The sequence below is a fragment of the Mesorhizobium sp. XAP4 genome (genome assembly GCF_029269325.1).
In the GTDB taxonomy this organism is placed as follows: domain Bacteria; phylum Pseudomonadota; class Alphaproteobacteria; order Rhizobiales; family Rhizobiaceae; genus Mesorhizobium; species Mesorhizobium ciceri.
In genome coordinates this window covers 1,506,721-1,530,056 of the sequence record NZ_JARIXW010000001.1, presented here as the reverse complement: position 1 = coordinate 1,530,056, position 23,336 = coordinate 1,506,721, and the positions used below count along the sequence as shown (strand labels likewise).

The following is a 23,336-nucleotide window of genomic DNA, read 5'->3' as shown; positions in this document are numbered from 1 at the left end:
GATCTCGTTGTGCAATGCGCTCCGGGATGGGGCCTCGAAAGTTCGTCCTACATGGCGCACTTTCACAGCGGACGGTCGTCGTTCATGCTTACTTCAGTCACGAGCTTGCGGCGAAGCGCCATGGTGTAGTCGTCTGGCCCCTTCGGCGTCATGACGAAGGCCTGGGAACCGCCAATGACCGATTTGGCAAAATAGGATGCCAGAGGTTGGTCGGGATTCTCATCCTCCGTCGGGATGGCGATGGCATTGATCGTATATCCCTTGGCTATGGCGTTCGACCTGCTCGGCTGGACGGGAAGCCCGTCGTTGTTCTCGCCATTGGAGGAGATATCGATGACTTTCTTTGCGGCCTTTCCCGGGAACTGGTCGAGCAGGAGACTGCCGATGTCGATAGCCGAGGAGACGGATGTTCCGCCACGCCCTCTGCGGATGAAGCCGGTATCGCCTTTCCTGCTGATCACCGCAGCCGCCGCTTCGGCATCTTCCAGTCCGCAGATGCTTGTCCACGGCAGCACGACGCGCGCGTGTCCGGGGCTCGACCACTCAAAATAGGCAACGCCGATGCAACCAACATAATTCCGGCTGATGGCGGCGATGATCTCTGGCGAGGTGAGTGCCGCGGCATGTCCCTCGCGTTGCATATCGGCGATCTTCGGATCGATGGATGACGAAAAGTCGACCGCGAACACGATGGCGACGTCAACGTTCGCGGCATGGGCAGAGACCCCCCAAAACAGCGAAGCTGCAAGTATTCCTGTCATTCTCGAGATTGAACCGGCCGGCGTCAGGAGACTGCCCCAGCCTGTCATCCGCACCCGTTCGCGAAAGGGTGGGGGGCCGGCGTCCTGATGATACACACTGCCAAACATGTCATTCTCCATCTCGACATCCGGTCGTTTCAAAAAGCGGGTTCAACATGTGGAAATCTGGCGGGTGGCCTTGGTGCCCACGCCGAAGAGCAGCAGATCGGCCTTGGTCCACAAGAGATAACAGCCGAGCAAGGTCAGTGGCATGGCGAGGGCCGCGAACGAGCCGCTCCACCAGACCTCAGGCAAAGCGCGGGCGAGGGCCACTGTCGTCGCCAGCATTGCCGGCAACCGGCTGGCGAGCACCGCACTGCGGAACGGATCGGGCCAAGCGGCCGGCCAGATCGGAATTGGCGTGCCGGGCCTGTGAAAGGTGCTGCCGAATTTGCCCAGCGCATGCAGCAGGCCGGAGGTCGCCGCAAGCAATGGATCGCCGAGCAGCAACAGGGCAATGCCGAGCCCAATCGCACCCAGGCCCGACAGGAAGTCGCCCAGACGGTTGAGGGCGGGATCGGGAGCATCCGGCCTTGCCCAGGCCCGGTGATAGGCCTCGCCGCCCCAGAAGAAGACCAGGGTGGTCAAGGTCAGCGCAACAGTGCCATGGCTGCCAGCGAAATATTCGATCACCGCCATGGTGACGCTGCTTCCTTCATGCAGGCCGACCGGCGCGGTGGCAATCTGGATCGCCAGACCGACAATGAGGCCGAGCGCATTGCCGCTGTTGTAGTAGCCACCCGGTCCTTTCATGCGGGCGCGAAGCGCCGATACCATATGTGCGACCGGAAGAAGGATTGTCCGCGCATCCATCACTGCGCCCCCGCGACAAGTCCGGCCGGGTCTGGAATACGTTTCGCATCACCGGCAAGGGCCATCACATTCCTCCACTGGACCTGAATTGTTGGGATGACGATCGCCCGCCCGATTTGCGGACGCAGTTGCAAAGGCAGGGGCCGCGTCGAAGGGTTGGACCGAAGCGGTTCGCGAGGACGTGCGTGCCTGCAGCGCCCGGTTCGACATTGCAACGGACAGGATCGCACCCAGGATGATGCCGGCACCCAAGACGCTCGCGGACGAGCTCCGCTCGCCGAGAAAGATTGCCGCGCCCAGCGCCCCGAAAACGCTTTCTGCGCTGACGATCACGGCGGCGTGGCTGGCCGGCGTAAAGCGGAGGGCAACCGTCTGTATGCCGAAGGCAATCGCAGTGGAGAACACGCCGAGGATGGCCAGTTCCGGGCCGGCTGCGAATGCGCCGGCCAGCGACAGATTGCCTTGCATTGCACCGAGCGGCAGGGCGAAGGCTGCGGCGCCGAAGAACTGTGTCGCGGCAGCGGTGAACGGCCGCGCATGCACCTGCATGTGCCGGCCCAGCTCGACTGCCCAGAGCGCATAGCAGGCAGCCGAGAGCACAGCGGTAAGATCGCCACTGCTGAACCCGGCTATCCCATCCGACAACAGCAGGGCTCCAACAAGGGTCAATCCGGCGGCGATTGTAAGACTCGCTGTCGGACGTTCGCCTACGAGAAACCAGGCGGCCAGCGGTGTCATTACCGTTGCCGTGCTTACCAGGAAGCTCGCATTGGTGACGGAGGCCCCGAGATAGCAAAGCTGCTGGAGCGTGATGGAGATGGCAAACAGTGCGCCCACCTTGGCCAAGCTGGAAAAATAGTCCGGCCCGAGCGGAAGCCGCTTCTCCATGAAGACAAAGGGCAGCACAAGCAGCCCGCCGATCAGGCATCGCAGACCCACGGCACTCAGCGCGTCGAGATGCACAAGCACCATCTTTTGCGAGACATTGCCGAAGCCCCACAAAGCGGCTGCAAACAGCAGCAGCAAATTGGCTCTTGTCTTGGACACGCGCCCCCCTCGAACCAAGCCTTTCGTTGACTTGGTCGCCTTAATTTAGCAAAGCCTAAACAGCCTGCCGTTACGGCAGCGCTTGAGCGCGAAGGCCGACTGTTGCGAAGCGTTAGTTTTGAGTTAGGATTTCGTCAGGCTGGGATAGCAAATGCAAAGTGAGGACAGCGGCGCTGCAAATAGAATCTCACTCTTCGGCGGTTTCCGGATTGAAAATGAAACGGCCGGCCCGCTTCGGCTGACCGGGAAACGAGGGCCGGCAATCATCGCCTATCTGGCCCGGTGTCCGGGCATGGCGGCGACGCGGGAGAGGCTGGCTGACCTCCTATGGGGCGACAGCGACGCTGAACATTCGCGCAACAGCCTTCGGCAGGCCCTCAGTGTCCTGCGCCAGGATCTGGCGCGAGAGGGGGTGGATCTCATCCATTCCAGCGGTGAGTTGATCGCCCTGAGGCCAGAGCTGGTTCAAGTCGACGCGGAGAAGTTCGAAACGGGTCTCTCGGCCCGTTCCGCCCAGGACCTCGCGAAGGCCTTGGCGAACTACACCGGGCCCTTCCTCGACGGGCTTTATCTGGGAAGCAATACGTTCGATGACTGGATCACATCGGAACGCGACAGGCTGCTCGGCCGCGCGCTTGAGTCCTTCGAAAAACTGGCCCGTCTCGTCGACCCCGATGCCGGGCTGATCCTGGCCGATCGTATTCTGACCATGGAACCGACACGGGAGGAATCCTATCGGCTCAAGATGGAATTGCTGCTCGCATGTGGCCAACGCGACAGGGCAATCAGGACATACGAAGCTTGCAGAAGCATGCTGAAGAAGGAGTTCGGCGTCGAAGCCGGCCCTGAAACGCGGGCGCTTTGGCAATCTCTGTTGCTCGCCGCCGACGACGCTTCAAATGTGCAGTCGACAAATGGTGTTCCGTCCAGCCAGCGCCTTGGGCGTCCGTCCATCAGCGTTGCCGACTTCGTCAATCTGACCGGAAAGCAAGGCGACGACTTCTTCGCAAAGGGACTTGTCCAGGACATCACGACAGCCCTCTCCGAAGTGGCCGACTATGTCGTGCTCGCCGCGCTTCCGCCCGAGAAGAGCGGCCCAGGCGAAGAAGCCAAGACACCAGGGATACTCCGGGCGCGATATATGCTCAGCGGCAGCGTCCAGAGATCCGGCAATGGGTTGAGGGTGAATGTCCAGCTCGTCGATGCCGCCGGCGGCCACCACGTCTGGGCCCAGAAGTTCGACGGCCACTCCGAGAACGCGCTCGAATTCCAGGACAGGATCGCACAATCTGTTGTTCTTGCCGTGATCCTCGAACTTCAACTGACCAACTGGAAGGTTCGAGACAAAAGCCCGCCAGGGATCCCTGAAGTGCGCAGGCTGGTGAACGAAGCCCTCATGAAATATTTTGAGATGACTCGGGACTCACTTTTGGTCGGGATAGAGCTTGCCGAGAGGGCCTTCTCGATAGGTCCCGACAATGCCCGTGCAAAGCGGACGCTCTCGATCGTGATATCCATGGGCGTGGCGTTTGGTGCGCTGCCTCGGGAGCGTGGGGTGATCGAGCGTGCGGTCGAGCTTGCGGAAGCCGCAGTACGGGCGGTACCGGACGATGAAATTGCCCGATGTATTCTGTCGTTCGCTCTCGAAAGTTGCGGTCGCATCGACGAGGCGATCGCCGAATGCCGCCACGCGATCAGCCTCAACCCAAGCTACCCGACTGGCCACGGCGATATTTCGATGCTCTTTGCGTTGCGCGGACAGGTCGACGAAGCGGTGCGTGAGGCCAACGAAGCAATCCGGCTCGGAACGCACGATGTCATCGACTTCTGGCGCCACCACGGCCTGGTTGTGGCGCTCTTCGCTGGCGGAGACAACCAGCGGGCGCTCGAAGCCGCCCGCAAAGTGGTCAGGACAAAGCCTGGCTTCGTTCGCGGCGCCCTTTATTGGGCCGCGACCGCGTCGGCCACCGGAAACAACGAAGAAGCGTCCCGGGCCATCCACCATTGTCTGTCACAACTTCCGCATCTCAATCTGAGCAACGTCTGCCCTGGCTTTGTGCCGCGCTATGTAAAGGATCATCATCATTCCCGGTTCCTTGAGATGCTGTCGAGGGCTGGCCTTCCCAGTTCCTAGCCACATCGTTGGCGCAGACACCGTCATACGAAGCTGGAGGGTTCCGTCCTCCGCCCAGGCATCGAAAGCAGGCGACGCGTTGGCAATTCCGGCCAGGTCGACCTATACGCTACCCTGCGATTGAGGTATTCGACGCCCCACGCCGTCGCGCCGGCCAGTCATCCGCCGATTTGCGGCTTGGGCCTATCATGGCGCGTGATAGAGCCCGTACGACGCGATCCAACCTGTCGAAGTTATGAAGCATGAAAGATTATCAAAGGTTTAGGGTAGCCATAGCACCGATGATGGACTGGACGGACCGGCATTGCCGGTTCTTCCACCGCCAGCTGTCGAGCCATGCGCTGCTTTACACCGAGATGGTGGTGGCCGACGCCGTCATCCATGGCGCACGCGAGCGGCTGCTCGGCTTCGATGCGTCAGAACATCCGGTCGCGCTGCAGCTCGGCGGCTCGGATCGCGAAAAACTTGCCGAGGCGGCGCGCATCGGCGAGGCCTTTGGCTATGACGAGATCAACCTCAATGTCGGCTGTCCGTCAGACCGCGTCCAGTCGGGCACGTTCGGCGCCTGCCTGATGAAGGTGCCGGACCTCGTTGCCGGCTGTGTCGCGGCGATGAAGGCGGCGGTGACAATTCCCGTGACCGTCAAATGCCGCATCGGCGTCGACGAGCAGGATCCGGAGCCGGCCCTCGATGCGTTGGCGGATGGAGTTTTCGACGCCGGCGCCGACGCATTGTGGGTGCATGCGCGCAAGGCGTGGCTGGAAGGGCTGAGCCCCAAGGAAAACCGTGACATCCCGCCGCTCGACTACAACAGGGTTTATCGGCTGAAGGCTAGAAAACCTAACGAATTCATTGGCATCAATGGCGGCATTCAGACGATCGAAGAGGCGTTGGCGCATCTCGACCATGTCGATGGCGCCATGCTTGGCCGCGCCGCTTACCACACGCCCGGCATTCTGGCTGGCGTCGATGCCGCTTTCTACGGCGTCCAGTCCGAGCCGTTCGATTTCGCCGCGCTGATCGATACGATGGCGGACTATGCGGCACGTCATATCGAGCAGGGTGGGCGGCTTGGACATGTCACCCGCCACATGGTCGGACTGTTCCATGGCTTGTCCGGCGCGCGCCGCTACCGGCAGATCCTGTCCACCGACGCGACAAAACCCGGCGCCGGCCCGGACGTGCTGAAGGCGGCTTTCGCGGCCGTCGAGCTCGGCGGAGCGGCAGCCGAAGCGGCTTGAGATTCGGGGATCAGTCCCTGAGGATCATGCGGTCGCCGCGCACGTCAAAACCCGACAATGAACCGATGAAGTTCATGCCGAGCAGGCTCTGGCTGAGCATGCCGGGTGCGGCGATCATCACCGACATATCCCTGCGCGTGATGCCGCCGATCGCAATCTGATCGGTTTTCACGGCCGCGGCGCGTGCCATGCCGTTGGCGGTCGAAACCGGTATGGTGTAGTTGAGCGCCGCTGGATTGAATCCGGCGGCTTGTGCGTCTTCGGACGTCAGCACGGTGCTGGTCGCGCCGGTATCCACCACGGCCCGGACCGGGTTGCCGTTGATCAGGATGCGCGCTTCGAAATGGCCGTTGTCCGCCTTGTCGAGCGTCACCGTGGCGTGGCCGTCCTCGACGCCAAGCGCAAGCGGACTGCCGGGAACAAGGCCCGCGGTCACCCGGCTGGCGACATCCTGCAGTTCGTAGCGATACTGGTAACCGGCGATCAGCGCGAGCGCGATGGCCGCCCAGGCGCCTAAGTTGCGGGCCATGGCGCCCAGGGGTCGGCCCGAGCGAAGCAGGCCGGCGCCGATAAGGGCGCCAAAGGCGCCGAGCCAGATCAGCCGGCTGAAATCGTTGTTCTCCACGCCGAGGGTGCTGCCGGCGGAATCGTTGAGCATGAGCAGGACTGCTCCCACCCCGATCGCGGCCATCAATATCCAGAACAACCGGCTCATCCGCACCTCACGACAGCGCGTCGCGTTCGCGCGCCATGCGGGTGCGGCGCGTTTCCCGGCGCGGCCGGCGCTCGACCGTTTCCAGCCGGGCCGGCAATTCAGCCATGATGCTGCGGCGCGTTTCCGGCGTCATCCCGATCCAGGCGCCGATTTCCTCGCGCGTGCGGCCGCACCCGAAACAGAAGCCGGTTTTCATGTCGATCGAGCAGACCAGGATGCACGGGGATTCGATGGCCGTCATGACTTTCTCTTGGGCTTCCATCCGCAATCCCTTGTTCCACCTCCACATGGTGCAACGGCAAAGCCAATGCAAGCCCTCGCGATTGCGCCCTGCGGGGCCGGCTTTGCGGCAAATCCAGGCCCATCATCCCAGAGGTTGTGCCAACCCCGCAAGGCGGCTATGCCGCTTACCAACTCCAGGGAATGATCGATAACAAGATGACCAGCGCACAGCCTTTCGACGATTTTCGCAACTTGTTGGCCAATCTGCCGGCGGCCGACACTGCAGCCGAGACCCGCGTGCGCACGCTGTTTGCCAAGGCCGACAAACCAGGCAATTCGCTTGGCCGCATCGAAGACATCGCCGCCTGGCTGGCCACCTGGAGCGGGCGGGCTCCGCCCGCGGTGACAAGACCGCTGATGGCGGTCTTTGCCGGCAATCACGGCGTCACGCGCCACGGCATTTCGCCACGGCCGGTGGCGGCGACCGCCAACGCGGTCGAACTTTGCGCCGCCGGAGGTGCCGCAATCAACCAGATCTGCATTGCCTACGATCTCGGGCTTAAGGTTTTCGATCTTGCCCTGCACATCCCGACCGCCGACATCACCGAAGAGGCCGCGCTGGACGAGCGTGGCTGTGCCGCCACCATGGCCTTCGGCATGGAAGCGATCGCCGGCGGCACCGACCTTTTGTGTCTCGGCGATCTCGGCGTCGGCAACTCCACCGTCGCCGCCACCCTGTTTGCGGCGCTGTTCGGGGGCAGGGGCGCCGATTGGGTCGGCCCGGGGTCAGGCGCCGATGCGGCGATGCAGGCACGCAAAGCCGACGTGGTCGATGCGGCGCTGGCTTTTCATGACGGCCATCTCGGCGACCCGCTCGAGGCGCTGCGCCGGGTCGGCGGCCGGGAATTCGCAGCGATCGCCGGCGCCATCCTTGCCGCGCGGATGCAGAAGATTCCGGTGCTGCTCGACGGATTGGCGGCGACGGCAGCCGCAGCGGTACTGCATGGCGTCAATCCCGCCGCGCTCGACCATTGCCTGCTGGCCAGCCTTTCGCCGGAACCCGCGCATGCACGCGCCGCCCAACGGCTCGGGCTGCGCCCGTTGCTTGATCTGGGCATCAGCCATGGCGAAGGGGCAGGGGCCGCCCTTGCCGCGGGTCTGGTCAAGGCCGCCGCGCTGACCAGTTCGGGCATGGCTGCGGCGGTACGCGGTTAGGGCTTGAGGTATTACCGCCGTCGAGCCGCCACCGCCGCGGTCGGCAGTGCTGGCAATTCCTCCATCACCCGGCTCAGCGGGAAGATGGCGATCGCCTCGGTGCCTTCGCGCAGCTTGGAATGAAGTTCGAACTCGCCGCCATGCATTGCGAGCAGCCCTTGCACGATCGGCAGGCCAAGCCCGGTGCCTTGCTCGGCGCTCTTGATGGCGATGGAGCCCTGGCCGAAGGCGGAAAGCACGATCGGGATCTCATCTTCCGGTATGCCCGGGCCATTGTCCTTGATCGAAATGTATTGTCCGCCGCCCGCCGTCCAACCGACACGGACGCGGATTTCGCCGCCGGTGGCGGTGAATTTTATCGCGTTCGACAGAAGGTTGAGCGTGATCTGCCGCACGGCCCGTTCATCGGCGAACAGCCGAGGCAGCTCGTGCTCGAAATCCTGGACGACACGGATATCCTTGTTGCGCGCTCTCAACTCCATCATGTGACAGCAGTCCTCGACGATACCAAGCAGCATCACCGGCTCTTCATTGAGCTGGTAGCGGCCGGCCTCGATGCGTGACAGGTCGAGAATCTCGTTGATCAGGTCGAGCAGATGCTGGCCGGATTCGTGCACGTCATGGGCGTAGTCACGATAGGTGGGATTGCTCATCGGTCCCAGCACCTCGTTCGACATCACCTCGGAAAAACCGAGAATGGCGTTGAGCGGCGTGCGCAATTCGTGGCTCATCGAGGCGAGGAACCGCGATTTCGCCAGATTAGCGTCCTCGGCCCGCCGCCGCGCTTCGTCCGACATCGATTTCGCCGTCTCCAGTTCGGCGATCAGCGCATCCTTTTCGGAGCGGAACGACAGCATCATCAGGGACGAGTGGTTCAGATGACGGGCCACATAGGCGAAAAACGGCAGCGACACGACCAGCAGCGCGGCCATGATCGCCTCGACCGGCATCCATAGCTTGGCGCCGGCATAGGCGTAGAGCGCCACGGGAACGGCAAAGGTCGCCAGCAGCGCGCCCCGCAGAGACGAGGTCATCACCGCGGTCGCCGCCATGGCGAACAACAGCACCACGGCCTTGACGATGTGGAACGGATCGACCTCGCAGACGCTGCAGCCAAGCCACACGAACCAAGCCCAGCCGAGACCGCACAGGAAATGGCCGATCAGGAATTCCCGCCGTGCTTGCAAAGGGTTGAGCTCGGAAGCTTCAGTGCGCTCGATGCGCCGCGCCATGAAGGCAACGATAGTGTAGCAGGTTAGCGTGAACAGCGCCCAAAGCCCGATCTCATTGCCGATTCCGGCCAGCCGGCCACCCGCGGCAATCGCCAGCACGAGAAGCGGGATGGCGATGGCGCCGCTTGTCATCGCTCGGGCATGCAGCTTCAGCAGTTCGCGATCGAAATCGGGATTGCCGGCCTGCTGCGAAAGACGGTCACGCGTCTTGCGCACCGCGCGCGCGACATCGCTGTTGCGATGGCGTTTCCTGCGGTCCACAATGAACTTGTCCGCTGTGTTCGAGCGTTGCAAGGGCATCAAAACTTCAATTTATGCGAGCAGCGGTTTCCAAGTGTTAAGCTACGTTCGAATGATTAACCAACCGTTTGCCATATGAGCCGTTCATGGTCGCCGAGGCCGCGCCGGCGATACGTTGCGCGCCCCAGAAGCCTGTGGCGCCGGCTGGTGGATTACGGGCTTGCCGTCATCATCCTCGGACTGCTGATCCTGCTGGCGGCCCGCCTCGACCGGGTGGAGACACGCAAGACGCAAGGCGTGGCAATCATCAACGACGGCGATTCGATCACGCTTGGCACCGAGCGTATCCGCATGCGCGGCATCGATGCTCCGGAATATACGCAGACCTGCCGCAAGAACGGCGCGGACTATTCCTGCGGCACGCTTGCGCGTCAGTCGCTCGTTCGCCTGATCGCCGGCAAGCCCGTCTCTTGTACCGGCTGGCAGCGTGATCGTTATGGCCGGCTGCTCGGCGACTGCACCGCCGGCGGCAAGGATCTCAACCGCGCGCAGGTCGAGGCGGGCTGGGCGGTTGCCTATGGCGACTTCGAGAGCGAGGAAGCCATCGCCCGCGCGGCAAAGGCCGGCATCTGGGCGGGAACGTTCGATCAGCCGCAGAATTGGCGAGACAGCCATCACGGCGAAGTCGTCGAGAAGAAGCACGGCACACTGGCGTCGATCGGCGATGCCGTGCGCGAGATTTTTCGCTTCTGGTGATGCGCATCCTGGAACTGGAACCGAGGACGAACAGGAGGATGGAATGAAGCTCTTCGACGGTGGCCGGGCGCCCAATCCAAGGCGGGTCCGCGTTTTCCTGGCCGAGAAAGGCATCGAGGTTCCGCAGGTGCCCATCGATATGGGCGCGTTGGAACACAGGCAACAGGCGGTCAGCTCACGCAACCCCTTGCAGCGTCTGCCGGTGCTGGAACTCGACGACGGCACCGTCATCACCGAATCCGTCGCCATCTGCCGCTATTTCGAGGAACTGCATCCGGAGCCCGCTTTGTTCGGGCGTGGCGCACTCGGCAAGGCGCAGGTCGAGATGTGGCAGAGGCGGATGGAGTTCAATTTGCTCAGCTGCGTCACGCAGGCCTTCCGGCACATCCATCCGGCCATGAAGGAATGGGAAATCCCGCAGGTCCCTGAATGGGGTGAGGCCAACAAGCCGAAGGCCGTGGCGTTCCTCAGGCTGCTGGACGGCGAACTGGGCAGCCGGGAGTTCATCGCCGGTGACAGCTATTCGATCGCCGACATCACCGGCCTGATCGCTGTCGATTTCATGAAGCCGGCACGCATCAAGGTACCGGATGAGTGCGCGAATGTGTTGCGCTGGCATCAAGCCGTTTCCAGCCGGCCGAGCGCATCAGCCTGAGAATGACTGCCGAACTCGAAAACCTCGTCGCCAGGGTCCGCGCCTGCCGCATCTGCGTGGAAAATCCGGCCGGCAAGCCGTTGCCGCATGAGCCGCGACCAGTGCTGCGCCCATCATCCACCGCCCGGATCCTGATCGCCAGCCAGGCGCCCGGCACCAAAGTGCATCTGTCGGGCATGCCGTTCACCGACGCTTCCGGCGACCGCCTGCGCAGCTGGCTTGGCGTGACGAGCGACGAATTCTACGACATCGAAAAATTCGCCATCGTCCCGATGGGCTTCTGCTTTCCCGGCCAGGATGCCAAGGGGGGAGATCTGCCGCCGAGGCGCGAATGCGCGGCGGCCTGGCGCGCACCTTTGATGGCCTCTATGCCACGGATCGATCTGGTGCTGACGATCGGTATCTACGCGCAGTCCTGGCACATGGGTGCGGCGCGCCGGCCCTCACTGACGGAAACGGTCATGGACTGGCGCTCCATCTGGGAGAATTCCATCGGTCCGAAAGTGCTGCCGCTGCCGCATCCCTCGTGGCGCAACACGGGCTGGCTGAAGAAGAATCCGTGGTTTGAAATGGATTTGCTACCTTTTCTGCGTTCGGAAATCCGCTATCGCCTCGGCTGACCTTTCAGCAAGAAATCACTCGCTTTTTGCCCGATCAGCAGAATTTCTTTCTTGTGAAAGGCCTGGATAAGGCAGAGTATAGGCATTCTATTCCCTTGGGAGCACGATATGGATCGCCTCGATAGAAAAATTCTCCGCCTCTTGCAGGAGGACGCGACACTCGCGGTCGCCGATGTCGCCAAGAAAGTCGGGCTGTCGACGACGCCTTGCTGGAGACGCATCCAGAAGCTCGAGGAAGAGGGCGTCATCAAGCGGCGCGTTGCCATTCTCGACCATGAAAAGGTCAATGTGCGCGTCACCGTCTTCGTGTCGATCCGCACCAATTCGCATAGCCATGAATGGCTGCGGCGTTTCTCGGAAGTCATCCAGGAGTTTCCCGAGGTGGTCGAGTTCTACCGCATGAGCGGCGACGTCGATTATCTCCTGCGCGTCGTGGTGCCCGACATCGCCGCCTATGACGCCTTCTACAAACGGCTGATCGCCAAGATCGAAATCCGTGATGTGTCGTCGTCCTTCGCCATGGAGCAGATCAAGTACACGACCGAAATCCCGCTCGACTACATGGTTCTGGACAAGGAATCGGGTGCCAACGCTGCCTGAGCTGAACGTCACATAAAGTCATCCCGCTTAGTTCTTCTTTTGTTGAGGAAACTCCAGGGTGAGTTCACCGGCAGCGTGATCGTATCCGGCACGGTCTCGACGCTCACCACATCTGCCTTGCGCACGCTGTAGCCAGACTGGATGATGCTGACGCCGTCGAGGATGAACAGCTGGCTCTTCTCCATGTCCGGCTTCAGCGCGCCGGTGACCGCTACAGGCTGATAGGCCTCGGACATCTTGTAGGGACGGGCCGGCGTAACCAAGACAATCTGGTTGGGCGGCGGCGTCGGCATGTGACTGCAGGCACCCGTCCAGGGTACCAGCAGGAACTGGTAGACAAGATCACCGTCGCGATCGACCGGCAATGCGTAGCCGGCTAGCTGAATGCTTTTGTCCTGAAGATTGACGGACAGCGTTTCGCCATGGTCGGGCAATTTTGCCGCGATCATCGGCAGCCCGACGTTTTCGGCGGCGGATTGCGTAGCCGGACGCAGATCCTTCCAGAATATGTGCGCAGTCTCGGCCGAGGCATCGGCGGCAGCGGACACAAACAAAGCGGCAGCGAGCGCCAGGGTTGATTTTAGAGGATTGCTCATCGGCCGCTTCCTTTGAGCCTCAAGTAAAGACGCCGCTGCCAAAGACGTCAACGCTCGAGGCGCATCACATGTCGGCAGCCACTTCACATGTCGGCGAGATCCTGACATGGCGGAACGCGCGCCGTCAGCCTTTCCTGGCGGCGATCCGCGCGAGCGTCTTGGCATTGGTCAGCTCCCTTACGGCGTCCTTGCCGATCCAGCGCGCCGTCTTGTCGGTCGACTGCGCCAGCCGTTCGGCGACAGCCAGTGCGGCACCGTGCATGTCCATCGATCGTTTGCCGATCGACCGAAGCGCCCAGTTAACGGCTTTCTTCACGAAATTGCGGCTGTCGGCGGCATACACTTCGATGATCGGCAGGAAGGAGAGGAAGGTCGCCCCTGGCTCCTGCTTCCGGTGGACGACAGACCAGGCCATCATGGCGAAGGCCGTGCGCCGAACGAACTCCCGCTCGTCGGCCGCAAACTCGGCGATCAGTTCTTTCCAGGCGTCCGTATCGACAAAGAGATCCGAGACGCCGTCGACGATGTCCCAGGAGTCGAAACTAGCCGCCCATCGCCTTGCATCTTCAGCAGAAAACCGTTTCGGGTCAGCTGTGACGGAGGCAATGAACTGCGCCTCCATGATGCCGCTGTCCCATAGCTCGAAGGCGCGCTCGTGGTTGCGTTTGATCGTCCGCGCGATCTGCCGCTGCATGCCGTGCGAGATGCCAAGTGCACGGTCGATCTTGATGCCGTAGCGCAACATGCCGAGGCGGTTCTGCTCGGATCCGATGGCGCGAAGATGGGCGACGATTTCCGCGGCACTGGATTGAGGCGAGAGCTCTGCCACGGCAGAGACCTATTTTTCGAGACGGGCGAGCAGCGAGGACGTGTCCCAGCGCTTGCCGCCCATCGCCTGCACATCCTTGTAGAACTGGTCGACGAGTGCGGTGACCGGCAGTCTGGCGCCATTGCGGTCGGCCTCGGCCAGGCAGATGCCGAGATCCTTGCGCATCCAGTCGACGGCGAAGCCGAAATCATATTTGCCGGCGTTCATCGTCTTGTGGCGGTTCTCCATCTGCCAGGAGCCCGCGGCGCCCTTGGAAATCACCTCGATCACCTTCTCGATGTCGAGCCCGGCCTTCTTGCCGAAATGGATGCCTTCGGCCAGGCCCTGGACGAGGCCGGCGATGGTGATCTGGTTGATCATTTTGGTGAGCTGGCCGGCACCGGCCGACCCCATCAAGCCGACCATGCGGGCAAAAGCGTCGATGACAGGCTTCGCTTTGTCGAAAGCGTCCTGCTCGCCGCCAACCATCACGGTCAGCACGCCGTTCTCGGCGCCGGCCTGGCCGCCCGAGACCGGCGCGTCGAGAAACGAAAACCCGCCGGCTTGCGCCGCCGCTGCCAACTCGCGAGCGACCTCGGCCGAGGCGGTGGTGTTGTCGATGAAGACCGAACCCTTCTTCATCGATTTGAAGGCGCCTTCCGGACCGGTCGTCACCGAACGCAGATCGTCGTCATTGCCGACGCAGGAGAACACAAAATCCTTGCCCTCGGCGGCCTGCGCGGGGGCCGCCGCAAGGCTACCGCCATGCTGGCCAACCCATTGCTCGGCCTTGGCCTTGGTGCGGTTGTAGACGGTGACGTCATGGCCGCCCTTGTCCTTCAAGTGTCCGGCCATCGGATAGCCCATCACGCCAAGACCGAGAAATGCAACAGATGCCATGAGCTTGCCCTTCAGAATGGAAACGGAATTTGCTGCGAAAGCTCTAGGCTCTGCGCTCAATTCGTCAAGACGCGTATAGCCTGATCGACTGGTGCAGCCGAATTGAAAATCGTCAGCGTTTCAGGTGAACGGTGATCCGGCGCTCGATCCATTCGACGCCATGCCGCAAGATCTCGACCATCACCAGATAGACGAGGGCGACCCAGATATAGGCCTGGATGTCGAACGAGTTGGCGAAGGCGAGCTTGGCATTGCCCATCAGATCATAGACCGTGATGATGGCGACGATGGCGGACGCCTTGACCATCAGGATCAGTTCATTGCCATAGGGCCGCAAGGCAACGATCAGGGCTTGCGGCAGGATGATCTTGCGCAACGTCTGCAGCTTATGCAGGCCAAGCGAGGCCGCCCCTTCCCATTGCCCTCTTGGCACGCTCTCTATGGCGCCGCGCAGAATCTCCGCCTGGTAGGCGGCCGTGTTGAGCGCAAAGGCAAAGACGCCGCAATTGAACGCGTCCTTGAAAAAATCCCAGAGGCCGACCGACTGGAGTTCGACGCGGAACGAACCCAATCCGTAGTAGACCAGATAAGTCTGGACCAGCAGCGGCGTGCCGCGGAAGAAATAGACGTAGCAATAGGCGAGGCCGGACAGGATCCGGTTGCTGGACATGCGCCCGTAAGCGACGGGCACCGACAGGATCGCGCCGAGTACCATCGATATGGAAACCAGCGCCAGCGTGACCCCAAGCCCGCTCAGATAAGCCGGCGCATATTTGGCAAAGAAATCGGGATTCCAGGCAAGGAAGAGATAGCTGACGATGCCGATACCGAACAAAATCCATAGGCCCACCAGCGCGTAACCGGCGATACGCCTGCGCGGCCAGCCGCGCGCCCGTGGCGGCGGACGTTCGACCATGGTGGCCGTGGCGCTCATCGCTGCGCCTCCCGCCGGCCAAGCGAGCGCAGGATCGCATTGGTGGCGAAGGACGACAGGACGGCAAGGCCAAGAAAGACCAGCGAGGCGACGCCGAAGAACAGGAAAGCGTGCTTGGTGACGCGGGCCGCAATGCTGGCATTGCGCAGCGTCTCGGCCAGGCCGACGACCGACACCAGCGACGTGTCCTTGAGCAGGCTGAGCCAGCAGTTCTCCAGTCCGGGAAACGCGATGCGCAACAGTTGCGGCACGATCACCTTGCGCATGGTCAGCCAGTTCGAAAGACCGATGGCGTAGCCGCCCTCATACTGGCCTTTGGGAATGGCGCGGAAGGCGGAAAGGAAAACCTCACTGGCATAGGAGGAGAAGATCAGTGCAAGCACGATCATGCCGGCGACAAAGCTGTTGACGTCGATGGTGACGTCAGGCCGGAAATACCTGACGAGATGCTGCAGCAGGATCGGCATGCCGAAAAAGAACAGGAAGAGCGTGACCAGTTCCGGCAGGCCGCGAAAGACCGTGGTGTAGATGTTGGCGGCAAGGCGCAGCGACGGTTCTTCGGACTGCTTGGCGAGTGCAATGAAAAAGCCGATCGTCAATCCGATGGGCAGCGTGGCAAGCGCCAGCGCAATGGTGATCAGTGCGCCATAGGCAATATCGTCAAGCCAGCCTTCAGGTCCCCAACTGAGAAGTGTCCATATGCTCTGGGCTGGCATCGACCGGTCTTATCCCCACGGCATTCCCAAGACGAATAGAAAGACGGCGGGGAAATTCCCCGCCGTCTTGACCTGGCTTATCAGGACTCGGCGCCGTAGACGTCGAACTTGAAATACTTGTCGTTGATTTCCTTGTATTTTCCATTGGCGCGAATGGCGGCGATGGCCGAATTGAGCTTGTTGACCAGGTCAGTTTCGCCTTTGCGTACGGCAATGCCGGCACCAGGCCCGAAAATCTCGACCGGCTGCGGCGAAGGTTGGCCGAGGATCTTGCAGCAGGCGCCGTCAGGCGAGTCCAGAAACTGCTGCAGCACGACGATATCGTCCTCGATGGCGTCGAGGCGACCATTGGCAAGATCGGCCTGCTCCTCGGGGCTGCTCGGATAGCCCTTCACGGTGCTGTCGGTGTAGGTCTTCGAGGCATAGTTGAAATGCGTGGTGGTGGTGGCGACGCCGATGGTCTTGCCGGCGAGATCTTCCTTGGTCACGCCTTTCAGCGTGCTGTCCTTCGGCACGGCGATCGCCGAGGGCGTGTTGTAGTATTTGTTCGAGAAGTCGACCTTCTCCTTGCGCTCCGGCGTGATCGACATCGAGGCGACGATGGCGTCGAATTTACCGGCCTGGAGGGCTGGAATGATGCCGTCCCAATCCTGGGCGACGAAGGTGCACTTGACCTTCATCTCATCACAAAGCGCCTTGGCGATGTCGATGTCGAAGCCCACGAGCTGGCCATCGGCGGTAAGGTTGTTGAAGGGCGGGTAGGCGCCTTCGGTGCCGATCCTCAGGGTCTTTTCCTGGGCCTGGGCGACGCCGAGCGTCAGCAGCGCGGCCGAAGCGGCAAGCGCGATACGCAGTGAAATACGCATGATGGTCCTCTCTTTATGGTCCCGGCCGTCGTTCCGAACGGCTCTGTGGGGCGGTGCTTTTGACCGCCCGCTGGCGCGATACTCCCACTCTTTCCAAGAAAAAAGCAACTGCAAAACCATAAAAATGGGCAAGGCTATTCTGCCGTTGCGTCAGCGCTCAAGCAACGAGCCCGGTGGTGCGCTCGATGAAGTCGGCTATCGATTTTGCATCGTCGAGATGGAATACCGGCAGCAGCACGCCTTCAATGGCAAAATCGGCGGCGACAGCGACGATGTTGGGATCCTCCGCCGAAAGCGGCGTGCGGTCCTTCGCATCCAGCCGGCGGGTTTCGATCTTGCTGTGGGCTTCGCGCTTGTAGCCCTCGACCAGCACGAGGTCGCAAGGGGCAAGCCGCGACAGGACAGTCTCCAATGTCGGCTCATCCTCGCCGCGCAGCTCGTGCATCAGTGCCCAGCGAACGCCGGAGACGATCGCGACTTCGGTGGCGCCGGCCTGCCGGTGGCGAAAGCTGTCCGCGCCAGGTTTGTCGATGTCGAAGTCATGGTGGGCATGTTTCACCGTCGACACCTTCCAGCCGCGCCGAACCAATTCGCTGACCAACCTCTCGGTCAAAGTCGTCTTGCCGGAATTCTTCCAGCCGGTGATGCCGAAGACGCGTCTGTTCATGGCTTGATGCTCTGCAACAGAAGCTCGGCAGACACAAGATCGTCCGGCTCGTTGATGTTGAAGAAAGGGTCGACCCCCGCCGATGGCGGAACCGGGAATTCTACCTCGACAAAACCCTGCCGGTCGATGAAAGCCGAAACCCGCCTGATATCTTCATCGACCAGAAAGTGCCGCAAGGCATCGCGGCAGCCGATCGGCCACAGCGCGAAGGTCGGATGCCGCTTGCCGGCCGAGCGGGCAACGGCAATAGAACCGGGGCTTTGATCGGCGGCCCCTGCCAGACGCTCGACAAGGTCCAACGGCAGGAAAGGCGTGTCACCGGCAGCGCTGACGATCGCCTTGCAAGACCTGTTGGCCGCGGCCCATTCGAGGCCGGTCAGGATTCCGGCGAGCGGACCGGCAAAGCCGGGCACGCTGTCGGCAAGCACCGGCAGTCCAAAGCGCAGGAATCGTGCAGGGTCGCCATTGGCGCTGAGCGCCATCGATTCTATTTGCGGGGCGAAGCGCGACACGACCTGGTCAAGCAGGCAGCCATCGCCAAGCGGCAACAGGCTCTTGTCGCCGCCGCCCATCCGCCTCGACTGGCCACCGGCCAGAACAATCCCCGCAATGTCTCGCTTCATGCCACGAAGCCTGTACGCCAGCCGTCGGAAATCACAAGAATGATCTGGCTAGATTCCGTCCGGAACCATGCTTGGCCCCGTGCTTTCGGCGACGATCTTGCGCCGGCCGACGACCCGCTCGCGGTAGAGCGCATAGAGGCCGGAGCCGATGATGATGGTGGCGCCGACGATCATCGGCAGATCGGGAATGTCCGCGAAGATGAACAGGCCAAGCAGGATCGACCAGATCAGGGCCGTGTAGCGGAACGGCGCGATGAAGGAGATGTCGCCCGCCCGCATCGCCATGATGATGAACTGGTAGCCGATAATCACCAGCACAGCAGCCAGGGCCAGCAGGGCCGTGCTGTTGCCCGTCATCGGCGTCCAGCCGCCCATTGCCGGCAACAGCGCCGCGCCGACGATGGTCATGGCAAGCGCGGTCGCGGTCGACACCAGCAATGTCGGAATGGCCTTGGGGATCCGCTTGGTGGCGAGATCGCGCACCGCGCAGCAGGCGACGCTGGCCAGCGCCGACAGCGAGTAGACGCTGAACCCTTCGAAGCCCGGCCGCACGATGATCAGCACGCCGGCAAATCCGATGGCGATGGCCAGCCAACGCCGCCAGCCGACAGTCTCGCCAAAGACAAGTGCCGCTCCCATCGTCACCGCCAGCGGCAGCGCCTGCAGCACCGCCGAAACATTGGCGATCGGCAGATGGGCGAGGGCGACGAGGAAACTCACCGTTGCGCCGGCCTCGCTGATCACGCGCAAGGCGACCAGAGGCTGCAGCATCGAGCCCGGGCGGGCGAGAGCGCCGCGCTGCCAGGCCAGCAGGCCGACGAAAAGCGAAGCGAAAGCCCCACGGATCAACATGACCTGCGCCATGTTCATCGATTGCGACGAGTATTTGGTTATGGCGTCGTTGAGGGTGAAGCCGGCCATCGCCACCATCATGAACAATGCGCCGCGAAGATTTGGAGACAGGGGCAAGACGGCTACCGGTTCTGCTAATACATATCGCCCAAAAGTGACCTCGGTTTGGGGAAACGACATGCATAAGAAACAAAGACCTGAAGCGCGTGGCTGAATCCGTTCAAACGCGACGCGCTTCAGGCAGCAAGCCTGTAACAGTCGGGCATGAAACAGCAACAGCAAAGGACTGGGCCACAGCCTTGTTTGTGGCCCTGAATATCACCTGCGATGGCGAACTTACTTCTTCGGCGTAAGCACCTCGGTGCCATTGCCTTCCTTGCCGGCGATCGTCCAAAGACCGTGCAGCGAACCGTCCGCCGCCACCTTGTAGACGACGAGGCCAATGTCCTTGTCCATGACATAGCCGGCGGAGAAGGCATCATCGTTGCGCATGCAGATGCCGTCGGAAGATGAGCCACCAGTTTCCCAATGGATCGCGCAGGTCGTCCCGCTAGTCAGCGTGATGGTGGCTTCGCCGCCATAGGCCGAGCCGTCGAAGTTGGTGCCGGCGACCGTATAGGTGCCGCCGATCGACTGCGCCGCCGCGGGCACGGCCGCGAGGCCAAGCAGTGCCAGAGAAAGAACGAGTTTGCGCATGGTGTATCCCCCTGTGAGCGAAGAGCAGCTTCCAGGGGAAGGCTAGGCTGGAACAGACTGGCCGTAAATCCGGCTGCGGTTCGCGAACAAGACTTTTTCTGGGGTGTGGTTCGAAACCGTCATGGCCCCTTGAGACTGCCGGCGATGGCGCCGACCAGCGGATCGTATTTCGACTTCAGCGCCGGCGGGTAGTCGACCCAGACCGTACGGATGATACCGTCTTTCCCAAACAGACGTCGCTCGTAGAATACCTTTCCATCCCTCAGGCCCGACAGCACGGCCCAGTCCTTTCCGGCCTTGCTGTAGGTGATCTTGTAGCCCGGCTCCTTGCTCGCCTTCTCCGCCGCGACAAAGCCTTTCGGCGTGTCGTCGTCGACGTTGAGGATGCCCGAGCAGATCAGGCTGGCGCCATCGGCGCTCAGCCATTGCTGTCCGTCGCCATTGTCGGGCTCCGGCTGGCGATCGGTGAAGACGTCGTCGGGAAAGGTGCAGACAGTGCCGAAGCGATCGTTCACATAGGTGAATGGCGCGGCGACCGCACTGGTTGCTGCCATTGTCGCAATGACCAGGAATGAAGAGTGCAGCCGCATGCTCGCCTCGAAGTCATGATCCCGAAGCGATATTGCATAAATTTCACGGAAAGATCAGCCGCCAGTGACGCTCATGTGGCGCGACACCGATGGGCGGCTGGTGCGGCGGTCGATGATGAAGTCATGGCCCTTGGGCTTGCGGCCGATGGCTTCGTCTATTGCTTCGGCGACCAGCTCGTTGCCTTCCGAGGCGCGCAAGGGCGCGCGCAGATCGGCGGCATCTTCCTGGCCGAGACACATATAGAGGGTGCCGGTGCAGGTCAGCCGGACGCGGTTGCAGCTCTCACAGAAATTATGCGTCATCGGCGTGATGAAGCCGAGCCGTCCGCCGGTCTCGGCGACCTGGACGTAGCGCGCCGGGCCGCCGGTCTTGAAGGGAATGTCGGTCAGCGTGAACTGGCGTTCGAGCGACGCGCGCAGCAGCGACAGCGGCAGGTACTGGTCGGTGCGGTCGGCGTCGATCTCGCCCATCGGCATGGTTTCGATGACCGTCAGGTCCATGCCGCGGCCATGCGCCCAGCGCATCATGTCGGGCAGCTCGGCGTCGTTGAAATCCTTCAGCGCCACCGCATTGAGCTTGACTTTCAGTCCGGCCGCCTGCGCGGCATCGATGCCTTGCATGACCTTGTCGAGATGGCCCCAGCGGGTGATCTTGTGGAATTTGTCGGCATCGAGCGTATCGAGCGACACGTTGATGCGCCTGACGCCGCAATCGGCGAGTTCGGCGGCAAAGCGCGACAGCTGCGAGCCGTTGGTGGTCAGCGTCAGTTCTTCCAGCGCGCCGCTTTCGAGATGCCGCGACAGCTGGCGCACCAGATGCATGATGTTCTTGCGCACCAGCGGCTCACCGCCGGTCAGCCGCAATCGCCTGACGCCCTTTTCGATGAAAACCGTGCACAGCCGGTCGAGCTCTTCCAGCGACAGCAGGTCCTTCTTCGGCAGGAAGGCCATGTCCTCGGCCATGCAATAGGTGCAGCGGAAATCGCAGCGGTCGGTAACCGACACGCGGAGATAGCTGATCGTGCGACCGAAAGGATCAATCATGTCCATGCTTCAAGCGCTTCCCGTGGCCGTGAACGGCTTCGTTATATACCGCTATGTGATACGATCCGGCCTGCTGTTCAAGATAGCGCCTCTCGATCTTTGGTAACATCTCTCAGCCGACATCGCATGTCGGTCGGTCTCATCAGACCTTTTCCCGTTTGGCGAAGCGGCGTAGGGAAGGGCGGATGACACGGGATCGAACAGCATGACCGCACCGAAAGAACTCAGGGTTTCCAAGGACCGCAAACTTCTGTCCGTCACCTTTCCCGACCACCATCCGTTCGAACTGCCGGCGGAACTGCTGCGCGTCGCCTCGCCATCGGCCGAAGTGCAGGGCCATTCGCCGGATCAGCGGGTGACGGTCCCCGGCAAGCGCAATGTGGCGATCCTGAAGATCGAGCCGGTCGGCAACTACGCCGTGCGCATCACCTTCGACGATTTCCACGACACCGGCATCTTCACCTGGAATTACCTGCATACGCTCGGCCACGAGAAGGATGCGCGCTGGGAAGCCTATCTCGCGGAGCTTGCGGAAAAGGGATTGAGCCGGGACCGCTAGATTGATTCCTCTCGCTGTCGTCAAAACGTCATCGAGATGGCGTAGCGCCGGCAAAGGTTTGGAGGCGAAAACATGTCCGTCATCACCACGGTCGAGCAGCTCGAGGCACTCTATGGCGTTCCAGGCGAGGCCTCGCTGGTCAAGGAACTCGACCACGTCATTCCCGAATACGCCGCCTTCATCGAAGCCTCGCCCTTTGTCGCACTGGCGACCAGCGGACCGGAGGGGCTGGACTGTTCGCCGCGCGGCGATCTCGCCGGCTTCGTGCGCATCCATGATCCGAAAACGCTGATGATGCCGGACCGTCGCGGCAACAACCGCGCCGATTCGCTGAAAAACATCATCCGCGACCCACGCGTCGGCCTGCTGTTCCTGGTGCCGGGCTCCGGTACGACGCTGCGCGTCAACGGTCGCGCCCACATCACAACGGATACAGCGCTGTGCGCGTCATTTGCGGTGGACGGCAAGGCGGCGCGATCGGTAACCGTCGTCGACATCGATGCGGTCTATTTCCAATGCGCCCGGGCCATCGTCCGCTCCGAGCTCTGGAACCCGGCAAGGCATGTCGAGCCGAAGTCGCTGCCGACGCCCGGACAGATCCTGGAAATCACCAGCCGCAAGAACATCGACGGCGAAACCTACGACAAGGAATGGCCGGAACGGGCGAAGAAGACGATGTGGTAGGGTTGGGCTGAAGGGCGCTCAAGCCTCATTCAGCACATCATAGATCTTGCGCATCTGCTCGCCGATCATGTCGCATTGCTCCGGCGTCGACTGGCTCATCGCCTTCTCGATCAGCGCCATATGCACTTTCAGCGCCTGCATCAGCAGCGCCTCGCCGGCCTCGGTGAGCGCGAGCCGCAGGATGCGCTTGTCCTTCTCGTCGCCTTCGCGACGCAGCAGGCCACGCGCTTCCAGCTGCGGCAACAGCATGGTGATGTTGGAGCGGCCGACGAGCAGCTTGCGGGCAAGATCGTGCTGCGACATTCCGGGGTGGCGATAGAGGTTCATCAGCACGTCGAGCTGCGCCGGCTTCAAATCGAGCGGCGCAAGTTTCACCGCCAGCGTGCGCTCAAGCACATGGCAGGCGCGCGCCACCGCGACCCAGTTGCGGAAACGCGGGTTGTCCCAAGGCAGCTCTTGTTTATTGTTCATCTTTGAACTATTATGTTCATGCTTGAACGTATGGATGGAT

At 62.0% G+C, this 23,336-nt stretch carries 28 protein-coding genes; 9 read left to right on the top strand and 19 right to left on the bottom strand.

The features are described from left to right. Nucleotides 1–62 precede the first annotated feature (62 nt). From P3C39_RS07745 to P3C39_RS07735, 3 genes are all read right to left on the bottom strand, one after another. On the bottom strand, nucleotides 63–869 hold the full coding sequence (locus tag P3C39_RS07745) for a DUF1194 domain-containing protein (protein ID WP_275953052.1): 807 nt from the start codon (nucleotides 867–869) through the stop codon (nucleotides 63–65). A 42-nt stretch (nucleotides 870–911) separates the two neighbouring features. Next, a complete protein-coding gene (locus tag P3C39_RS07740; RefSeq protein ID WP_275953051.1) occupies nucleotides 912–1,577 on the bottom strand; it encodes a hypothetical protein in 666 nt (221 codons plus the stop codon). A gap of 84 nt (nucleotides 1,578–1,661) precedes the next feature. Continuing rightward, nucleotides 1,662–2,660, bottom strand: coding sequence for a DMT family transporter (locus P3C39_RS07735; protein ID WP_275953050.1), 999 nt, complete (start codon nucleotides 2,658–2,660; stop codon nucleotides 1,662–1,664). 151 nt (nucleotides 2,661–2,811) lie between these two features. On the opposite strand from P3C39_RS07735, the gene P3C39_RS07730 reads away from it, so the two are divergent. After that, nucleotides 2,812–4,794, top strand: coding sequence for a BTAD domain-containing putative transcriptional regulator (locus tag P3C39_RS07730; protein ID WP_275953049.1), 1,983 nt, complete (start codon nucleotides 2,812–2,814; stop codon nucleotides 4,792–4,794). Between the two features lie 242 nt (nucleotides 4,795–5,036). Then, nucleotides 5,037–6,035, top strand: coding sequence for a tRNA dihydrouridine(20/20a) synthase DusA (gene dusA, locus P3C39_RS07725; RefSeq protein WP_275953048.1), 999 nt, complete (start codon nucleotides 5,037–5,039; stop codon nucleotides 6,033–6,035). 10 nt (nucleotides 6,036–6,045) lie between these two features. Here dusA and P3C39_RS07720 read toward each other — a convergent pair whose 3' ends face one another. Further along, nucleotides 6,046–6,750, bottom strand: a complete 705-nt coding sequence (locus P3C39_RS07720; RefSeq protein ID WP_064993180.1) for a TIGR02281 family clan AA aspartic protease — start codon at nucleotides 6,748–6,750, stop codon at nucleotides 6,046–6,048. Nucleotides 6,751–6,757: 7 nt separating this feature from the next. Then, nucleotides 6,758–6,991, bottom strand: coding sequence for a DUF1289 domain-containing protein (locus P3C39_RS07715; RefSeq protein ID WP_275953047.1), 234 nt, complete (start codon nucleotides 6,989–6,991; stop codon nucleotides 6,758–6,760). Nucleotides 6,992–7,188: 197 nt separating this feature from the next. Between P3C39_RS07715 and P3C39_RS07710 the strand changes: the two genes are divergently transcribed. Then, entirely contained in the window at nucleotides 7,189–8,187 is a 999-nt protein-coding gene (locus tag P3C39_RS07710) for a nicotinate-nucleotide--dimethylbenzimidazole phosphoribosyltransferase (RefSeq protein ID WP_275953046.1), read from the top strand. Between the two features lie 11 nt (nucleotides 8,188–8,198). Here the strand turns inward: P3C39_RS07710 and P3C39_RS07705 are convergent, their stop codons facing one another. Then, the gene (locus P3C39_RS07705; protein WP_024503313.1) at nucleotides 8,199–9,719 is read right to left on the bottom strand and encodes a HAMP domain-containing sensor histidine kinase; all 1,521 of its coding nucleotides are present in this window, start codon (nucleotides 9,717–9,719) and stop codon (nucleotides 8,199–8,201) included. Nucleotides 9,720–9,794: 75 nt separating this feature from the next. On the opposite strand from P3C39_RS07705, the gene P3C39_RS07700 reads away from it, so the two are divergent. The 4 genes from P3C39_RS07700 (at nucleotide 9,795) to P3C39_RS07685 (ending at nucleotide 12,290) form a co-directional block, all read left to right on the top strand. After that, entirely contained in the window at nucleotides 9,795–10,415 is a 621-nt protein-coding gene (locus tag P3C39_RS07700; RefSeq protein WP_063167987.1) for a thermonuclease family protein, read from the top strand. A gap of 43 nt (nucleotides 10,416–10,458) precedes the next feature. After that, the gene (locus tag P3C39_RS07695; protein WP_027161586.1) at nucleotides 10,459–11,070 is read left to right on the top strand and encodes a glutathione S-transferase; all 612 of its coding nucleotides are present in this window, start codon (nucleotides 10,459–10,461) and stop codon (nucleotides 11,068–11,070) included. Between the two features lie 2 nt (nucleotides 11,071–11,072). Next, nucleotides 11,073–11,690, top strand: coding sequence for a uracil-DNA glycosylase family protein (locus P3C39_RS07690; RefSeq protein ID WP_024503311.1), 618 nt, complete (start codon nucleotides 11,073–11,075; stop codon nucleotides 11,688–11,690). Between the two features lie 108 nt (nucleotides 11,691–11,798). Next, nucleotides 11,799–12,290: an Lrp/AsnC family transcriptional regulator gene (locus tag P3C39_RS07685; protein ID WP_006205209.1), complete on the top strand. Its 492-nt coding sequence runs from the start codon at nucleotides 11,799–11,801 to the stop codon at nucleotides 12,288–12,290. An 8-nt stretch (nucleotides 12,291–12,298) separates the two neighbouring features. Here the strand turns inward: P3C39_RS07685 and P3C39_RS07680 are convergent, their stop codons facing one another. The 12 genes from P3C39_RS07680 to moaA form a co-directional block, all read right to left on the bottom strand. Next, a complete protein-coding gene (locus tag P3C39_RS07680) occupies nucleotides 12,299–12,973 on the bottom strand; it encodes a DUF3299 domain-containing protein (protein ID WP_275953041.1) in 675 nt (224 codons plus the stop codon). Between the two features lie 37 nt (nucleotides 12,974–13,010). Then, complete coding sequence (locus tag P3C39_RS07675; protein ID WP_275953040.1) at nucleotides 13,011–13,715, bottom strand: DNA alkylation repair protein; 705 nt, start codon at nucleotides 13,713–13,715, stop codon at nucleotides 13,011–13,013. Between the two features lie 9 nt (nucleotides 13,716–13,724). Continuing rightward, on the bottom strand, nucleotides 13,725–14,594 hold the full coding sequence (locus P3C39_RS07670; RefSeq protein WP_275953039.1) for an NAD(P)-dependent oxidoreductase: 870 nt from the start codon (nucleotides 14,592–14,594) through the stop codon (nucleotides 13,725–13,727). 112 nt (nucleotides 14,595–14,706) lie between these two features. After that, on the bottom strand, nucleotides 14,707–15,528 hold the full coding sequence (locus tag P3C39_RS07665) for an ABC transporter permease (RefSeq protein ID WP_024503307.1): 822 nt from the start codon (nucleotides 15,526–15,528) through the stop codon (nucleotides 14,707–14,709). After that, complete coding sequence (locus P3C39_RS07660; RefSeq protein ID WP_024503306.1) at nucleotides 15,525–16,244, bottom strand: ABC transporter permease; 720 nt, start codon at nucleotides 16,242–16,244, stop codon at nucleotides 15,525–15,527. The genes P3C39_RS07665 and P3C39_RS07660 overlap by 4 nt, the downstream gene beginning before the upstream one ends. Before the next feature lie 80 nt (nucleotides 16,245–16,324). After that, nucleotides 16,325–17,110 carry an ABC transporter substrate-binding protein gene (locus P3C39_RS07655; protein ID WP_013531705.1) on the bottom strand — a complete coding sequence of 262 codons (786 nt, stop codon included), beginning with the start codon at nucleotides 17,108–17,110 and terminating at the stop codon, nucleotides 16,325–16,327. Between the two features lie 157 nt (nucleotides 17,111–17,267). Next, nucleotides 17,268–17,777 carry a molybdopterin-guanine dinucleotide biosynthesis protein B gene (mobB, locus tag P3C39_RS07650; protein WP_275953038.1) on the bottom strand — a complete coding sequence of 170 codons (510 nt, stop codon included), beginning with the start codon at nucleotides 17,775–17,777 and terminating at the stop codon, nucleotides 17,268–17,270. Continuing rightward, a complete protein-coding gene (gene mobA, locus P3C39_RS07645; protein ID WP_275953037.1) occupies nucleotides 17,774–18,400 on the bottom strand; it encodes a molybdenum cofactor guanylyltransferase MobA in 627 nt (208 codons plus the stop codon). Before mobA ends, mobB begins: the two co-directional genes overlap by 4 nt. Before the next feature lie 48 nt (nucleotides 18,401–18,448). Continuing rightward, nucleotides 18,449–19,369, bottom strand: coding sequence for a DMT family transporter (locus P3C39_RS07640; RefSeq protein WP_013531702.1), 921 nt, complete (start codon nucleotides 19,367–19,369; stop codon nucleotides 18,449–18,451). Nucleotides 19,370–19,588: 219 nt separating this feature from the next. Continuing rightward, nucleotides 19,589–19,948, bottom strand: coding sequence for a hypothetical protein (locus tag P3C39_RS07635; protein ID WP_013531701.1), 360 nt, complete (start codon nucleotides 19,946–19,948; stop codon nucleotides 19,589–19,591). Between the two features lie 119 nt (nucleotides 19,949–20,067). Next, nucleotides 20,068–20,538: a hypothetical protein gene (locus tag P3C39_RS07630; protein WP_275955444.1), complete on the bottom strand. Its 471-nt coding sequence runs from the start codon at nucleotides 20,536–20,538 to the stop codon at nucleotides 20,068–20,070. Between the two features lie 54 nt (nucleotides 20,539–20,592). Beyond that, on the bottom strand, nucleotides 20,593–21,588 hold the full coding sequence (gene moaA, locus P3C39_RS07625; protein ID WP_127385184.1) for a GTP 3',8-cyclase MoaA: 996 nt from the start codon (nucleotides 21,586–21,588) through the stop codon (nucleotides 20,593–20,595). Between the two features lie 199 nt (nucleotides 21,589–21,787). Between moaA and P3C39_RS07620 the strand changes: the two genes are divergently transcribed. Further along, on the top strand, nucleotides 21,788–22,141 hold the full coding sequence (locus P3C39_RS07620; protein ID WP_013531698.1) for a DUF971 domain-containing protein: 354 nt from the start codon (nucleotides 21,788–21,790) through the stop codon (nucleotides 22,139–22,141). A gap of 72 nt (nucleotides 22,142–22,213) precedes the next feature. Next, complete coding sequence (locus tag P3C39_RS07615; protein ID WP_063172133.1) at nucleotides 22,214–22,825, top strand: pyridoxamine 5'-phosphate oxidase family protein; 612 nt, start codon at nucleotides 22,214–22,216, stop codon at nucleotides 22,823–22,825. An 18-nt stretch (nucleotides 22,826–22,843) separates the two neighbouring features. Here P3C39_RS07615 and P3C39_RS07610 read toward each other — a convergent pair whose 3' ends face one another. Further along, on the bottom strand, nucleotides 22,844–23,296 hold the full coding sequence (locus P3C39_RS07610; protein WP_013531696.1) for a MarR family transcriptional regulator: 453 nt from the start codon (nucleotides 23,294–23,296) through the stop codon (nucleotides 22,844–22,846). Between the last annotated feature and the right edge of the window lie 40 nt (nucleotides 23,297–23,336).

Coding starts and splice junctions, on each gene's coding strand:
- P3C39_RS07610 (WP_013531696.1), bottom strand. CDS start 23,296: ATGAACAATAAACAAGAGCTGCCTTGGGACAACCCGCGTTTCCGCAAC.
- P3C39_RS07700 (WP_063167987.1), top strand. CDS start 9,795: ATGAGCCGTTCATGGTCGCCGAGGCCGCGCCGGCGATACGTTGCGCGC.
- P3C39_RS07620 (WP_013531698.1), top strand. CDS start 21,788: ATGACCGCACCGAAAGAACTCAGGGTTTCCAAGGACCGCAAACTTCTG.
- P3C39_RS07730 (WP_275953049.1), top strand. CDS start 2,812: ATGCAAAGTGAGGACAGCGGCGCTGCAAATAGAATCTCACTCTTCGGC.
- P3C39_RS07740 (WP_275953051.1), bottom strand. CDS start 1,577: ATGGTATCGGCGCTTCGCGCCCGCATGAAAGGACCGGGTGGCTACTAC.
- mobB (WP_275953038.1), bottom strand. CDS start 17,777: ATGAACAGACGCGTCTTCGGCATCACCGGCTGGAAGAATTCCGGCAAG.
- P3C39_RS07670 (WP_275953039.1), bottom strand. CDS start 14,594: ATGGCATCTGTTGCATTTCTCGGTCTTGGCGTGATGGGCTATCCGATG.
- P3C39_RS07690 (WP_024503311.1), top strand. CDS start 11,073: ATGACTGCCGAACTCGAAAACCTCGTCGCCAGGGTCCGCGCCTGCCGC.
- P3C39_RS07660 (WP_024503306.1), bottom strand. CDS start 16,244: ATGCCAGCCCAGAGCATATGGACACTTCTCAGTTGGGGACCTGAAGGC.
- moaA (WP_127385184.1), bottom strand. CDS start 21,588: ATGGACATGATTGATCCTTTCGGTCGCACGATCAGCTATCTCCGCGTG.
- P3C39_RS07665 (WP_024503307.1), bottom strand. CDS start 15,528: ATGAGCGCCACGGCCACCATGGTCGAACGTCCGCCGCCACGGGCGCGC.
- P3C39_RS07710 (WP_275953046.1), top strand. CDS start 7,189: ATGACCAGCGCACAGCCTTTCGACGATTTTCGCAACTTGTTGGCCAAT.
- dusA (WP_275953048.1), top strand. CDS start 5,037: ATGAAAGATTATCAAAGGTTTAGGGTAGCCATAGCACCGATGATGGAC.
- P3C39_RS07635 (WP_013531701.1), bottom strand. CDS start 19,948: ATGCGCAAACTCGTTCTTTCTCTGGCACTGCTTGGCCTCGCGGCCGTG.
- P3C39_RS07615 (WP_063172133.1), top strand. CDS start 22,214: ATGTCCGTCATCACCACGGTCGAGCAGCTCGAGGCACTCTATGGCGTT.
- P3C39_RS07745 (WP_275953052.1), bottom strand. CDS start 869: ATGTTTGGCAGTGTGTATCATCAGGACGCCGGCCCCCCACCCTTTCGC.
- P3C39_RS07685 (WP_006205209.1), top strand. CDS start 11,799: ATGGATCGCCTCGATAGAAAAATTCTCCGCCTCTTGCAGGAGGACGCG.
- P3C39_RS07715 (WP_275953047.1), bottom strand. CDS start 6,991: ATGACGGCCATCGAATCCCCGTGCATCCTGGTCTGCTCGATCGACATG.
- mobA (WP_275953037.1), bottom strand. CDS start 18,400: ATGAAGCGAGACATTGCGGGGATTGTTCTGGCCGGTGGCCAGTCGAGG.
- P3C39_RS07655 (WP_013531705.1), bottom strand. CDS start 17,110: ATGCGTATTTCACTGCGTATCGCGCTTGCCGCTTCGGCCGCGCTGCTG.
- P3C39_RS07720 (WP_064993180.1), bottom strand. CDS start 6,750: ATGAGCCGGTTGTTCTGGATATTGATGGCCGCGATCGGGGTGGGAGCA.
- P3C39_RS07695 (WP_027161586.1), top strand. CDS start 10,459: ATGAAGCTCTTCGACGGTGGCCGGGCGCCCAATCCAAGGCGGGTCCGC.
- P3C39_RS07630 (WP_275955444.1), bottom strand. CDS start 20,538: ATGCGGCTGCACTCTTCATTCCTGGTCATTGCGACAATGGCAGCAACC.
- P3C39_RS07705 (WP_024503313.1), bottom strand. CDS start 9,719: ATGCCCTTGCAACGCTCGAACACAGCGGACAAGTTCATTGTGGACCGC.